Annotated in this window: 13 protein-coding genes; 9 read left to right on the top strand and 4 right to left on the bottom strand. The window is 65.1% G+C overall.

From position 1 onward, the window contains the following. Positions 1-170: 170 nt before the first annotated feature. From ccoG to KSS90_RS08525, 8 genes are all read left to right on the top strand, one after another. A complete protein-coding gene (gene ccoG, locus KSS90_RS08560; protein WP_217869003.1) occupies positions 171-1,586 on the top strand; it encodes a cytochrome c oxidase accessory protein CcoG in 1,416 nt (471 codons plus the stop codon). A 15-nt stretch (positions 1,587-1,601) separates the two neighbouring features. Next, positions 1,602-2,129, top strand: coding sequence for a FixH family protein (locus KSS90_RS08555; protein ID WP_217869002.1), 528 nt, complete (start codon positions 1,602-1,604; stop codon positions 2,127-2,129). A 69-nt stretch (positions 2,130-2,198) separates the two neighbouring features. Further along, positions 2,199-4,670, top strand: coding sequence for a heavy metal translocating P-type ATPase (locus tag KSS90_RS08550; RefSeq protein ID WP_217869001.1), 2,472 nt, complete (start codon positions 2,199-2,201; stop codon positions 4,668-4,670). After that, positions 4,652-4,864: a cbb3-type cytochrome oxidase assembly protein CcoS gene (gene ccoS / locus KSS90_RS08545; RefSeq protein WP_217869000.1), complete on the top strand. Its 213-nt coding sequence runs from the start codon at positions 4,652-4,654 to the stop codon at positions 4,862-4,864. The genes KSS90_RS08550 and ccoS overlap by 19 nt, the downstream gene beginning before the upstream one ends. Next, positions 4,857-5,540: a sulfite exporter TauE/SafE family protein gene (locus KSS90_RS08540; RefSeq protein WP_217868999.1), complete on the top strand. Its 684-nt coding sequence runs from the start codon at positions 4,857-4,859 to the stop codon at positions 5,538-5,540. Before ccoS ends, KSS90_RS08540 begins: the two co-directional genes overlap by 8 nt. A gap of 101 nt (positions 5,541-5,641) precedes the next feature. Next, positions 5,642-7,024, top strand: coding sequence for an oxygen-independent coproporphyrinogen III oxidase (gene hemN / locus KSS90_RS08535; RefSeq protein WP_217868998.1), 1,383 nt, complete (start codon positions 5,642-5,644; stop codon positions 7,022-7,024). A gap of 187 nt (positions 7,025-7,211) precedes the next feature. Beyond that, the gene (fnrA, locus tag KSS90_RS08530; protein WP_023630845.1) at positions 7,212-7,946 is read left to right on the top strand and encodes a Crp/Fnr family transcriptional regulator FnrA; all 735 of its coding nucleotides are present in this window, start codon (positions 7,212-7,214) and stop codon (positions 7,944-7,946) included. Positions 7,947-7,999: 53 nt separating this feature from the next. Continuing rightward, positions 8,000-8,548, top strand: coding sequence for an adenine phosphoribosyltransferase (locus KSS90_RS08525; protein WP_038705708.1), 549 nt, complete (start codon positions 8,000-8,002; stop codon positions 8,546-8,548). 31 nt (positions 8,549-8,579) lie between these two features. Here the strand turns inward: KSS90_RS08525 and recR are convergent, their stop codons facing one another. The 3 genes from recR to dnaX form a co-directional block, all read right to left on the bottom strand. Next, on the bottom strand, positions 8,580-9,182 hold the full coding sequence (gene recR / locus KSS90_RS08520) for a recombination mediator RecR (RefSeq protein WP_217868997.1): 603 nt from the start codon (positions 9,180-9,182) through the stop codon (positions 8,580-8,582). An 88-nt stretch (positions 9,183-9,270) separates the two neighbouring features. Further along, complete coding sequence (locus KSS90_RS08515) at positions 9,271-9,606, bottom strand: YbaB/EbfC family nucleoid-associated protein (protein ID WP_023632783.1); 336 nt, start codon at positions 9,604-9,606, stop codon at positions 9,271-9,273. A gap of 64 nt (positions 9,607-9,670) precedes the next feature. Continuing rightward, the gene (dnaX, locus tag KSS90_RS08510) at positions 9,671-11,746 is read right to left on the bottom strand and encodes a DNA polymerase III subunit gamma/tau (RefSeq protein WP_217868996.1); all 2,076 of its coding nucleotides are present in this window, start codon (positions 11,744-11,746) and stop codon (positions 9,671-9,673) included. Between the two features lie 131 nt (positions 11,747-11,877). Between dnaX and KSS90_RS08505 the strand changes: the two genes are divergently transcribed. Continuing rightward, a complete protein-coding gene (locus KSS90_RS08505) occupies positions 11,878-12,693 on the top strand; it encodes a substrate-binding periplasmic protein (RefSeq protein ID WP_217868995.1) in 816 nt (271 codons plus the stop codon). On the opposite strand, the gene KSS90_RS08500 is transcribed toward KSS90_RS08505, so the two are convergent. Beyond that, complete coding sequence (locus KSS90_RS08500) at positions 12,668-13,366, bottom strand: hypothetical protein (RefSeq protein WP_217868994.1); 699 nt, start codon at positions 13,364-13,366, stop codon at positions 12,668-12,670. The genes KSS90_RS08505 and KSS90_RS08500 overlap by 26 nt on opposite strands. Positions 13,367-13,368: the final 2 nt, after the last annotated feature.

Below are 13,368 nucleotides of genomic sequence, written 5' to 3'. Positions count from 1 at the left end.
ACCCGCCATATCACGATTCGCATAGCCAACCCAACGCGACTAAGTGTCGCAGTGCGCCCCGCGCGCGCCACCACAGGCGTATCATGGGCCGCAGAGCGCTAGCAGAATGCGCGAGACTGCGGCCGGCACGCACTGGCCGCGGCATTTCTCCACTGCCGTGGGACTTGATGATGAGCAAGCAAATTCCGGTACATGACGTCACCCCGCCTGCCAGCAAAGGAAAGGATTCCGTCGACCTCTACGCCTCGCGCGAAAAAATCTACACCCGCGCCTTCACCGGCCTCTTCCGCAGGCTGCGGATGGTCGGTGGCGCGGTGTTGTTCCTGCTGTATTTCGGCACCGTCTGGCTGAACTGGGGCGGTCACCAGGCCGTGTGGTGGAACCTGCCCGAGCGCAAGTTCTACATCTTCGGCGCCACCATCTGGCCCCAGGACTTCATCCTGCTCTCGGGCATCCTCATCGTCGCCGCCTTCGGCCTGTTCTTCATCACCGTGTACGCCGGCCGGGTCTGGTGCGGCTACACCTGCCCGCAGAGCGTGTGGACCTGGGTGTTCATGTGGTGCGAGAAAGTCACCGAGGGCGACCGCAACCAGCGCATGAAGCTCGACAAGGCGCCCATGAGCACCAACAAGTTCCTGCGCAAGCTGGCCAAGCACAGCCTGTGGCTGCTGATCGGCTTCGTCACCGGCATGACCTTCGTCGGCTATTTCTCGCCGATCCGCGAACTGGCCATCGAGTTCTTTACCGGCCAGGCCGATGGCTGGGCCTACTTCTGGGTCGGCTTCTTCACCCTGGCCACCTACGGTAACGCCGGCTGGCTGCGCGAGCAGGTATGCATCTACATGTGCCCGTACGCGCGCTTCCAGAGCGTGATGTTCGACAAGGACACCCTGATCGTTTCCTACGACCCGCGCCGCGGCGAAACCCGCGGCCCGCGCAAGAAGGACATCGACTACAAGGCCAAGGGCCTGGGCGACTGCATCGACTGCACCATGTGCGTGCAGGTCTGCCCCACCGGCATCGACATCCGCGACGGCCTGCAGATCGAGTGCATCGGCTGCGCCGCCTGCATCGACGCCTGCGACAGCATCATGGACAAGATGAACTACCCCAAGGGCCTTATCAGCTACACCACCGAGCACAACCTGTCCGGGCAGAAGACCCACATGCTGCGCCCGCGCCTGATCGGCTACGCCCTGGTGCTGCTGGTGATGATCGGCGCCCTGGCCACCGCCTTCGCCACCCGTTCGCTGGTGGGCTTCGACGTGGCCAAGGACCGCGTGCTGTACCGCGAGAACGCGCAAGGACGTATCGAGAACGTCTACAGCCTCAAGGTGATGAACAAGGACCAGCGCGACCACGTCTACGTGCTCGACGCCGCCGGCCTGCCCGACCTCAAGCTCGAAGGCCAGCGCGAGATCCGCGTGGCCGCCGGCGATATCGTCAACCTGCCGGTGCAGTTGTCGGTCGCACCGGAACAGCTGCCCTCGACCACCAACGAAATCACCTTCATCCTCAAGGACGCCGACGACAGCGCCAGCCAGGTTGAAGCCAAGAGCCGCTTCATCGGCCCACAGATCCGCTGAGAGAGAACCTAGACAATGCCTGCCGCCACCGCCGCCAGCCCCTGGTACAAGCACCTTTGGCCCTGGATCATCATCGGCATCCTGGCCACCTCGGTGTGCCTGAGCCTGACCATGGTCAGCATCGCCGTGCGCAACCCGGACAACCTGGTCAACGACAACTACTACGAGGCCGGCAAGGGCATCAACCGCTCGCTGGACCGCGAGCTGCTGGCCCAGACCCTCAACCTCAAGGCCAGCGTGCATCTGGACGAGCTGACCGGCGAAGTCGAAGTGCGCCTGACCGGCAACAGCGACCCGCAGGCGCTGGAGCTGAACCTGATCTCGCCGACCCAGCCGGCCAAGGACCGCAAGGTGCAGCTGGCACGCACCGAGCCAGGCCGCTATGTCGGCCAGCTGGACGACAAGGTCGACGGCCGGCGCTTCGTCGAGCTGCTCGGCAGCCAGGACGAGCATGTGTGGCGGTTGTTCGAGGAGGAGAAGGTCGAGCATGGGGTGACCTTGCAGCTGGGCGATGAAGCCATTCAAGGGGCCGAGCACCAGTAACAGCGACAACACCACACCTCGTGGGAGCGGGCTTGCCCCACGAGCCCGCACCGGCAATAAGAGATGTCGATGACCCAACCCACCCCCTGCTACCACTGCGCCCTGCCCGTTCCCGCCGGCAGCCGCTTCACCGCCGTGGTGCTTGGCGAGCCCCGGGCATTCTGCTGCCCCGGCTGCCAGGCAGTGGCCGAGTCCATCGTCGCCGGGGGCCTGGAGCACTACTACCAGCACCGCAGCGACAGCAGCGCCAACCCTGACGCCTTGCCCCGCCAACTCCAGGATGAGTTGGCCCTGTACGACCGCAGCGACGTACAACAGACCTTCGTGCGCCACACAGGCGAACTGGCCGAGGCCACCCTGTTGGTCGAGGGCATCAGCTGCGCCGCCTGTGGCTGGCTGATCGAAAAGCACTTGCGCAGTCTGCCCGGCGTCGCCGACGCGCGCCTGAACCTGTCCAACCATCGCCTGCTGGTCAATTGGGACGACCAGCTACTGCCACTGTCGCAGTTGCTGGCCGGGCTGCGCCGCATCGGCTATGCCGCCCACCCCTACCAGCCCGACCAGGCCGCCGAACAGCTGGCCCGGGAGAACCGCAGCGCGCTGCGCCGCCTGGGCGTGGCCGGGCTGCTGTGGTTCCAGGCGATGATGGCAACCATGGCCACCTGGCCGGAATTCAACATCGACCTGTCCCCCGAGCTGCACACCATCCTGCGCTGGGTCGCGCTGTTTCTCACCACGCCCATCGTGTTCTACAGCTGCGCACCGTTCTTCAAGGGCGCGGCCCGCGACCTGCGCACCCGCCACCTGACCATGGACCTGTCGGTGTCGTTGGCCATCGCCCTGGCCTACTGCGCCGGGATCTGGACCGCCATCACCGGCCACGGCGAGCTGTATTTCGACACCGTGGGCATGTTCGCCCTGTTCCTGCTCACCGGCCGCTACCTGGAGCGCCGTGCCCGCGAACGCACCGCGGCGGCCACCGCGCAGCTGGTCAACCTGCTGCCGGCGTCGTGCCTGCGCCTGGACGCCAACGGCCAGGGCGAGCGCATCCTGCTCGGCGAACTGCAGTGCGGCGACCGTGTGCAGGTGCTGCCGGGGGCGGTGATCCCAGCTGACGGGCTCATCGTCGACGGTCGCTCCAGCGTCGACGAATCACTGCTGACCGGTGAATACCTGCCCCTGGCGCGCCGCATCGGCGACCGGGTGACCGGTGGCACCCTCAACGTCGAAAGCACGCTGACGGTCGAGGTCCAGGCCCTGGGCCAGGATTCGCGCCTGTCGGCCATCGTCCGCCTGCTGGAGCGCGCCCAGTCGGAAAAACCGCGCCTGGCGGAGATCGCCGACCGCGCCTCGCAATGGTTCCTGCTGTTCACCCTGGTGGCCGCCGCCGTGATCGGCGTCGTCTGGTGGCAGCTCGATGCGCCCAGGGCGTTCTGGATCGTCCTGGCCATGCTGGTCGCCACCTGCCCTTGCGCCTTGTCGCTGGCCACCCCCACCGCCCTCACCGCCGCCACCGGCAGCCTGCACAAGCTCGGCCTGCTGGTGACCCGAGGGCATGTGCTGGAAGGCCTGAACCAGATCGACACGGTGATTTTCGACAAGACCGGCACCCTCACCGAAGGCCGCCTGGCCCTGCGCAGCATCCGCCCGCTGGGCCGACTGGACGCTGACCATTGCCTGGCGCTGGCGGCGGCGCTGGAGAACCGCTCCGAACACCCCATTGCCCGCGCCTTCGGTCGCGCCGCGCAGGCGGCCGAAACCGTCACTGCCGTGCCGGGGCTGGGCCTGGAAGGCACACTGGCAGACCAGCGCCTGCGCATCGGCCAGGCCACCTTCGTCTGCGCACTCAGCGGCGCCGAGGTACCCACCGTGCCGGAGCCACACGGCCAATGGCTGCTACTCGGGGACCGACAAGGACCACTGGCCTGGTTCGGCCTGGATGACCGCCTGCGCGACGACGCCCAGGATCTGCTGACGGCCTGCAAGGCACGCGGCTGGAACACGCTGCTGCTATCCGGCGACAGTTCGCCGATGGTCGCGCAGGTGGCCGCGCAACTGGGCATCGACCAGGCCGTCGGCGGCCTGCGTCCGGACGACAAGCTCGCCCGCCTGAAAACGCTGCAAGGCGAAGGGCGCAAGGTGCTGATGCTTGGCGACGGCGTCAACGATGTACCGGTGCTGGCCGCCGCCGACATCAGCATCGCCATGGGCAGCGCCACGGACCTGGCCAAGACCTGCGCCGACGCGGTGCTGCTGTCCAACCGCCTGCAGGCGCTGGTGCAGGCCTTCGACCTGGCCCGCCGGACCCGCCGCAACATTATCGAGAACCTGCTTTGGGCGACGCTGTACAATGGCCTCATGCTGCCGTTCGCCGCGCTCGGCTGGATCACCCCCGTGTGGGCGGCAATCGGCATGTCGGTCAGCTCGCTGATCGTGGTGCTCAACGCCCTGCGCCTGACCCGGCTGCCCGCCGGCGCGGCGCCGGTCGCGCGCGAGCCGACGCCGCTCGAAAGGAAACCGCTATGCCCGCCCTCTACGTGATGATCCCCGCCGCCCTGCTGCTGGTTGGCGTTGCCGTGTACATCTTCTTCTGGGCGGTAGACAGCGGCCAGTACGACGACCTCGAAGGCCCGGCCCACAGCATCCTGTTCGATGACCAGGACCCTTGCCACCAGGCAGCCGTGAAGTCTGAGGGCGAAAAGCCCAAAGACCAGGACACGACCCCGCGTGCCTGAACTGATCCCCCTGCTGGGCTCGGCGCTGGTCCTGGGCCTGCTCGGCGGCGGCCATTGCCTGGGCATGTGCGGCGGCCTGATGGGCGCCCTGACCCTGGCCATCCCCCCAGAGCAGCGTGGCCGGCGCCTACGCCTGCTGCTGGCCTACAACATCGGGCGCATCCTCAGTTATGCCGCCGCCGGATTGCTGCTGGGCTTGGCTGGCGTTGCCCTGGCGAGCAGCCCGTTGGCCACCGGTTTACGCGTTGTCGCCGCGCTGCTACTGATCGCCATGGGCCTGTACCTGGCCGGCTGGTGGAGCGGCCTGACCCGTATCGAGGCACTCGGACGCGGGCTCTGGCGCCATGTGCAGCCGTTGGCCACTCGCCTGCTGCCGGTCTCCAGCCTGCCCCGCGCCCTGCTGCTGGGCGCCCTGTGGGGCTGGCTACCGTGCGGCCTGGTGTACAGCACCCTACTGTGGGCGGCGAGCCAGGGCGATGCGTTGCACAGCGCGGCGCTGATGCTCGCGTTCGGCGTGGGCACCTGGCCGGTGCTGCTGGCCACGGGGCTGGCGGCCGAGCGCGTGGGTAGCCTGCTGCGCAATCGTGGCGTGCGCATGGCCGGCGGCGTGCTGGTGATCCTCTTTGGCCTGTGGACCCTGCCTGGGCCTCACCAGCACTGGCTCATGGGACATTGAGGCACTGCAGCGACCACCAGTTCTCCTGATACAAATCAACACAGATTCCTACAGACGCCAATAGACTCCGGACACTGCAGCTCTATCCGGGGACTACCCACATGCTCGACGACCTACGCTGGGACGCCGACCTGATTCGTCGCTACGATCTGGCCGGGCCACGCTACACCTCCTATCCGACCGCCGTGCAACTACATGGCGAAGTGGGCTCGTTCGACCTGCTCCACGCCCTGCGCGAGAGCCGCCGCGCCACGCGCCCACTGTCGCTGTACATGCACGTGCCGTTCTGCGCCAACATCTGCTACTACTGCGCCTGCAACAAGGTCATCACCAAGGACCGCGGCCGCGCCGCGCCCTACCTGCAACGACTGGAGCAGGAAATCCAGCTGATCGCCTGTCACCTCGACCCTAAACAAGCCGTTGAACAGCTGCATTTCGGCGGCGGCACACCGACCTTCCTCAGCCATGTGGAACTGCGCCAACTGATGGCCACCCTGCGCCAGCACTTCCACCTGCTGGACGATGATTCGGGCGACTACGGCATCGAGATCGACCCACGGGAGGCCGACTGGTCGACCATGGGGCTGCTGCGCGAACTGGGCTTCAATCGCGTCAGCCTTGGCGTACAGGATCTGGACCCTGCCGTGCAGCGCGCGGTCAACCGCCTGCAGAGCCTGGAGCAGACCCGCACCCTGATCGAAGCGGCGCGTACCCTGCAGTTCCGCTCGATCAACCTGGACCTGATCTACGGCCTGCCCAAGCAGACACCGGAAGGTTTCGCCCGCACCGTCGAGGAAGTGATACGCCTGCAGCCCGACCGTCTGTCGGTTTTCAACTACGCCCACCTGCCCGAACGCTTCATGCCCCAGCGCCGCATCGACAGCAGCGACCTGCCGGCACCGGCAGCCAAGCTGGAGATGCTGCATGCCACCATCGACCAACTGACCGCCGCCGGCTACCGCTACATCGGCATGGACCATTTCGCCCTGCCCGATGACGAGCTGGCCATCGCCCAGGAAGAGGGCACCCTGCAGCGCAATTTCCAAGGCTACACCACCCACGGCCACTGCGACCTGATCGGCCTGGGCGTGTCGGCGATCAGCCAGATCGGCGACCTCTACTGCCAGAACAGCAGCGACCTCAACACCTACCAGGACACCCTCTCCACCGCCCAGCTGGCGACCCAGCGCGGCCTGATATGTAACCAGGACGATCGCCTGCGCCGGGCGGTGATCCAGCAATTGATCTGCCATTTCGAACTGGATTTCGAAGCGATCGAACAGGCCTTCACCATCGATTTTCGCGGCTACTTCAAGGAGCAGTGGCCGCAACTGCAGGCCATGCAACGCGATGGCCTTATCAGCCTGGACGCCAAGGGCATCCGCATCCTGCCGGCCGGCCGCCTGCTGGCACGCTCGGTATGCATGGTGTTCGACGCCTACCTCGCGCAGCAGAACCGCCAACGCTTTTCGCGGGTGATCTGAGGCGATTGAGGCCTTTCACCGCATGGACAGCTCGCCTTTCGAGGCACACTATGGACAGTTGAACGGTGGCGGAACACACCTTCCGCACCGCTGCCAGCATGCACCAAAAATGCGCACGCTGGCCTATAGCCCATGCCGCAGGTTATCCTTACGGCTTATGTGTGCTTTCCCACAAGGATCGAAAGAAATGTCCGAGCCAGTAAAACTGCGCCCACACAACCAGGCCCATTGCAAGGATTGCAGCCTGGCCCCCCTGTGCCTGCCCCTGTCCCTAAACCTGGAGGACATGGATGCACTGGATGAAATCGTCAAACGCGGGCGCCCGCTGAAGAAAGGCGAGTTCCTGTTCCGCCAGGGCGACAATTTCGGCTCGGTCTACGCGGTACGCTCCGGCGCCCTCAAGACGTTCAGCCTCAGCGACAGCGGCGAGGAGCAGATCACCGGCTTCCATCTGCCCAGCGAGCTGGTCGGCCTGTCCGGCATGGACACCGAGGCTTACCCGGTATCGGCCCAAGCCCAGGAAACCACCTCGGTGTGCGAGATCCCCTTCGAGCGCCTCGACGAGCTCTCGGTACAGCTGCCGCAGCTGCGCCGCCAGCTGATGCGGGTGATGAGCCGCGAGATCCGCGATGACCAGCAGATGATGCTGCTGTTGTCGAAGAAAACCGCCGACGAGCGCATCGCCACCTTCCTGGTCAACCTGTCGGCGCGCTTCCGCGCACGCGGCTACTCGGCCAACCAGTTCCGCCTGAGCATGTCGCGCAACGAGATCGGCAACTACTTGGGCCTGGCGGTGGAAACCGTGTCGCGGGTGTTCACCCGCTTCCAGCAGAACGGCTTGCTCAAGGCCGAGGGCAAGGAAGTGCATATTCTTGATCCGATCCAGCTATGCGCGCTGGCCGGTGGTGCGCTCGAGGTCTGATCGCCACACTAAAAGGGTATACTGACGCCGAGTTTTTCCAGGATACCCGCCCCATGCACAGCGACACCTTTGACCTTAAAGCCCTGATCCGCCCGGTAGTGGACTTCCCCAAGCCGGGCGTGATCTTCCGCGACATCACCCCACTGTTCCAGTCGCCGCGTGGGCTGCGCTATGTCGCCGACCAGTTCATCGAACGCTATGTCGAGGCCGAGTTCAGCCATATCGGCGCCATGGACGCACGAGGCTTCCTGATCGGCTCGATCATTGCCCACCAGCTGAACAAGCCGCTGATCCTATTCCGCAAGCAGGGCAAGCTGCCGGCCGACGTACTGTCCGAGGGCTATCAGACCGAATACGGCGAGGCCTTCCTGGAAGTGCATGCCGACAGTCTCTGCGACGGCGACTCGGTATTGATCTTCGATGACCTGATTGCCACCGGCGGCACCCTGCTGGCCGCGGCCAACCTGGTGCGCCGCACCGGCGCCCAGGTCTTCGAGGCGGCGGCGATCATCGACCTGCCGGAACTGGAAGGCTCCCGTCGCTTGCAGGCGGCCGGGGTGCCGACCTTCTGCCTGACCGAGTTTTCACTGAGCGAGTATTGAGCTCGCGTCCGGAATGATCGCGGGGCAAGACTTACAGCGAAATCGGCCTGCGCCCCGCGAAAGCATGAGCCAGCGTCCCGCCGTCCACCAGCTCCAGCTCGCCACCCAACGGCACGCCATGGGCGATGCGCGTGGCGGTCAGGCCCTTTTCGGCCAGCAGCTGGGCGATGTAGTGCGCCGTCGCCTCCCCTTCCACCGTGGGGTTGGTGGCCAGAATCACCTCACTGAAGGTGCCCTGCTCCTCGATCCGCGCCATCAGCTGTGGGATGCCGATGGCATCCGGCCCCAGCCCGTCCAGCGGCGAGAGGTGCCCCTTGAGCACGAAGTAGCGACCGCGATAGCCGGTCTGCTCCACTGCGTACACATCCACCGGCCCCTCGACCACGCACAATTGCGTATCGTCCCGGCGTGGGTCGGCGCACTGCGGGCACAATTCCTGCTCGGTCAAGGTGCGGCATTGGCGGCAATGACCGACGCCCTCCATGGCCTGGCTCAGGGCCTGGGCCAGGCGCGTGCCGCCACTGCGGTCGCGTTCGAGCAGTTGCAGGGCCATGCGTTGGGCGGTTTTCTGACCGACGCCGGGCAGGATGCGCAGGGCGTCGATCAGTTGGCGGATCAGGGGGCTGAAGCTCATGTGTGCAGGCCTGCCAATTCAGGAAACAGAATGAACAAGGGAGCAACGACCGTTGGGTCGTTGCTCCCCATTTGAAGCCAGAAGCCGATCAGAACGGCATCTTGAAGCCAGGCGGCAGCTGCATCCCAGCGGTCATGCCGCCCATCTTTTCCTGGCTGCTCTGCTCGATCTTGCGCACGGCGTCGTTCAGCGCAGCGGCGATCAAGTCCTCGAGCACTTCCTTGTCGTCAGCGTCGGTCGACATCAGGCTCTGGTCGATGCTGACGCGCTTGACGTCGTGGCGACCAGTCATCACCACACTGACCAGGCCGCCACCGGACTGGCCGGTGACTTCCGCATTGGCCAGCTCTTCTTGCATCTTCTGCATCTTTTCCTGCATCTGCTGGGCCTGCTTCATCAGGCCGGCCATGCCACCTTTCATCATGGGGGTATACCTCGATTGGGTCATGTGATGCGGCCCGGCCCAGGGCCGGCCGCATGGTTATCCGTTATTGGCCCTGGCTGGCCAGGGCATCTACAGGCTCAATAGTATCCTGCCTGACCGTCGCGCCGAACTGCCGGATCATCTGCTGGATGAGCGGGTCCTGCTCGATCGACACCACCGCATCATGCTGACGCTCGGCGCGCTTGCGGCCGGCGGCCTGGGCTGGGGTTTCCTGCTCCGGGCGGATCAGCTCGATTTTCAAGCGGATGTCGCGGCCCAGCTGCTGGTTGAGCGCATCATTGAGCCTGCGCTGCTGCGTCGAGTTGAACAGCGCACCCTGCCCTGGGTCCAGGTGCAATAGCCAGTCATCGCCATCGGCGGCAATCAACGTGCAGTTGGCGGCGATGTTGCCTGTCATACCGGAGACAGGCAACTGTGGGAATAATTCCAGCCATTGCAGGGCCAGGCCGGTCGCGGGCATGGCCGCCGGCAGTGGCTCCGGCGCCTGGGCAGGCGTGTCTTCCTGCACATGTTCGGCCAGTTCGTCCAGGTAGCTGAACCCGGCAGGGTCGCTGTCGGGGGTGTAGTAGTCTTCGTCCGCCGGCGGCTCGTCGTCGCGCTCCATGCCCGCCGGGCTGTAGGCCGATGGATCGAACGGCGGATCATCGTAGTCCGGCTGCTGGCTGGCGGCCTCGACCGTGGGTGTCGGCTCGGGCAGCGTCTCGGGCGCAACCGGCACCGACGTGGCAACAGGCTCCTCCCACGGCAGGTCAATGACCTCCTCGACGGGCTGCGGCTCGGGCTCGGGCTCGGGCTCGGGTTCCGATGGCGATTGCGCTGCCTCGATAACCTCGGCAACGGCCGGCACGTCGACGACTGGCGGCTCCGGCTGCACGGATGGCTCAGCCACGGGCACCGGCACCACCGCTTCAGCGACAGGGCTTGCGGCAACGGCCGGCGTCACGACCGCAGCCGCCGCCACCGGTTGGGCTGGATCAGCTGTGGCCTGGCTGATCCCCACCGGCTTTAGTACCGGCTTCGGCGCATCGTCGGTATCGGCCGGGCGGAATGCCAGCATGCGCAACAGGACCATCTCGAAGCCGCCGCGCGGATCCGGTGCCAATGGCAGGTCACGGCGACCGATCAGGCCCATCTGATAGTAGAACTGCACGTCCTCGGCCGGCAGGGCCTGGGCCAACGCCAGCACGCGGTCACGGTCGCCCTGGCCGTTATCCACCGCCTCGGGCAGGGCCTGGGCGATGGCCACACGGTGCAGCACATTGAGCATTTCCGACAGCACGCCGTTCCAGTCCGGGCCTTGCTCGGCCAGGTCACGCACCGCGGCCAGCAGCGCCCGGGCATCGCCTTCGAGCAGGGCCTGGAGCACGCCATACACCTGGCCGTGGTCGAGAGTGCCGAGCATCGCGCGCACGTCGGCGGCCAGCACCCGACCCTCGCCGAAGGCAATGGCCTGGTCGGTCAGGCTCATGGCATCGCGCATGGAGCCATCGGCGGCGCGACCGAGCAGCCACAGCGCGTCCTCTTCGAACGGCACGTTCTCGGCGCCCAACACATGGGTCAGGTGTTCGACCACGCGCTCCGGGCTCATGTTCTTCAGCGAGAACTGCAGGCAGCGCGACAGGATGGTCGCCGGCAGTTTCTGCGGGTCGGTGGTGGCGAGGATGAACTTGACGTAGGGCGGCGGCTCTTCCAGCGTTTTCAGCAGGGCGTTGAACGAGTGGGTGGAGAGCATATGCACTTCGTCGATCAGGTAGACCTTGAAGCGTCCGCGGCTCGGCGCGTACTGCACGTTGTCGAGCAGTTCGCGGGTGTCCTCGACCTTGGTACGGCTGGCGGCGTCGATCTCGATCAGGTCGACGAAACGGCCTTCGTCGATCTCCCGGCACACCGAGCAGGTGCCGCACGGGGTCGAGGTGATGCCCGTCTCGCAGTTCAGGCACTTGGCGATGATCCGCGCAATGGTGGTCTTGCCCACGCCCCGGGTCCCGGTGAACAGGTAGGCATGGTGCAGGCGCTGGTTGTCCAGGGCGTTGATCAAAGCCTTGAGCACATGGGTCTGGCCGACCATTTCGCGGAACGAGCGCGGACGCCATTTACGTGCAAGAACCTGATAACTCATCAAAAAACCATCGTGACCGGAGCGGGCGGAAAGAGCGCTAATGCTAGCGGAGCGGGGCCAAAATTGCACCCTGCCGATCTCGTCTAAGCTCAGTGACGGGCACACGGACGACGGATCAGGGAGGATGAGGCGTGCGGCGAGTCCTGGCCATCCTGTTGTTATGGATATTGTTGTGGGCCACCCACGGCCTGGCGCAACCGCCGGTGCTGCGCTTTTCCATCGCAGAGAGCTGGAGCATGCCGCTGATGCGCGTCGAGGATCAGCAGCCCGCACAAGGCATCCTCTTCGAGTTGATGCAGGCCATCGCCCGGGAGGTCGATGCCCGCCCCCAGTACCATGTGCTGGCCCGCCTGCGCCTGCAGGAGGCGATGCAGGCCGGCGAAATCGACGTACGCTGCTACGTTTCCAGCCAATGGCTGAGCGAGCGACCAGGCGACTACCTGTGGAGCATTCCCCTCATCGAGCAGCGCGATCTGCTGGTTGGCCGCCCCGGCGACAACGGCCCTGTCAGCCCCGACACACTGCCACCCCAGGCCATCGGCACCGTGCTTGGCTACACCTACCCCACCCTCGAGCCACTGTTTAGCCAAGGCCGCCTGCGACGCGAAGATAGCCGCAACCAGTTGCTGGTACTGCAAAAGCTCCAGGTCGGGCGCTTGCGCCATGCTGTGAGCAACCAGCTGTCGCTGCAGTGGTACAACCGCTCCCTGCCCCCGGATCAACACCTGCATCCCCTGGCCGTCCTTGATGAGCAGGCGCTGGGCTGCATGGTGCGAAACGATCCCGAACTGCCGACCCAAGCCGTGCTCAGAGCGCTGGTGCGAATCAAGCAGTCCGGGGAAATGCAGAGGATCGTAGAGCGCTATACCGATGCGCAACAAGCGGCAACGCCACTACCGGTGGAGGAAAGTCCCCCGAGCATCACCCCTGACCGGAAGACTCGCTGAGCCATTTCGGCTTGGCACCGTAATAGACGAAGTTATCGAAATCCTCATGTCGATAGGTGTCGTGCCGTTCGTAGTAGTTGTAGACAACGGAAAGCTTCTGCTCGCTCACCGTCGGCTCACTGTCATGCAGAACCTTGCGCCCCTGCATCACCAACAACGCGCCTTTACGTGGATAAATCTTCCTATGCTCGATCCACGGCTCGCTCTTGCTGGGGTGTGCTCGCTCGATCTGCATGCGCAACGCCGCCTCCCGATTGGTGGTCAGGAAGAGCAGGACAGTAATCCCGTTGGTGTCGTAGTGCAGCCCCAAGGTTCCACCGCCGGGTGGATAGGCCTTGATGTTCACATCAGAAAGCGGATAAGGCGAAACTACCGTATCGGTATGGGTGACAAGGCTGACCAGTGGAACCAATGCGTGATAGACCGCATAGAGTTCCGGCAGGCAACGCCTGACATCATCGCCTTTGAAAATGTGATGGTGATAGTCGCCTCCTAAATCCGACACCGCATCCGTGCCGAGGCCGGAATGCCGTACCAGGTCAACTCCATGCTCATCGATAATCGTCTGGGCCCGATTGGCCAGCTCGTCGCAGAGCGAGTCGGGAAGCACGCCTTCGATCACCGTGGCCATGTCATAGAAGTACTCGTTCCTGTGCCTGTTCATGTCAAACATCG

This window comes from Pseudomonas maumuensis, from assembly GCF_019139675.1.
GTDB lineage: Bacteria > Pseudomonadota > Gammaproteobacteria > Pseudomonadales > Pseudomonadaceae > Aquipseudomonas > Aquipseudomonas maumuensis.
The sequence above is the reverse complement of the archived record's forward strand: the minus strand, read 5'-3'. Positions and strand labels throughout refer to the sequence as shown.

Coding starts and splice junctions, on each gene's coding strand:
- ccoG (WP_217869003.1), top strand. CDS start 171: ATGAGCAAGCAAATTCCGGTACATGACGTCACCCCGCCTGCCAGCAAA.
- KSS90_RS08555 (WP_217869002.1), top strand. CDS start 1,602: ATGCCTGCCGCCACCGCCGCCAGCCCCTGGTACAAGCACCTTTGGCCC.
- KSS90_RS08550 (WP_217869001.1), top strand. CDS start 2,199: ATGACCCAACCCACCCCCTGCTACCACTGCGCCCTGCCCGTTCCCGCC.
- ccoS (WP_217869000.1), top strand. CDS start 4,652: ATGCCCGCCCTCTACGTGATGATCCCCGCCGCCCTGCTGCTGGTTGGC.
- hemN (WP_217868998.1), top strand. CDS start 5,642: ATGCTCGACGACCTACGCTGGGACGCCGACCTGATTCGTCGCTACGAT.
- fnrA (WP_023630845.1), top strand. CDS start 7,212: ATGTCCGAGCCAGTAAAACTGCGCCCACACAACCAGGCCCATTGCAAG.
- KSS90_RS08525 (WP_038705708.1), top strand. CDS start 8,000: ATGCACAGCGACACCTTTGACCTTAAAGCCCTGATCCGCCCGGTAGTG.
- recR (WP_217868997.1), bottom strand. CDS start 9,182: ATGAGCTTCAGCCCCCTGATCCGCCAACTGATCGACGCCCTGCGCATC.
- KSS90_RS08515 (WP_023632783.1), bottom strand. CDS start 9,606: ATGATGAAAGGTGGCATGGCCGGCCTGATGAAGCAGGCCCAGCAGATG.
- dnaX (WP_217868996.1), bottom strand. CDS start 11,746: ATGAGTTATCAGGTTCTTGCACGTAAATGGCGTCCGCGCTCGTTCCGC.
- KSS90_RS08500 (WP_217868994.1), bottom strand. CDS start 13,366: ATGTTTGACATGAACAGGCACAGGAACGAGTACTTCTATGACATGGCC.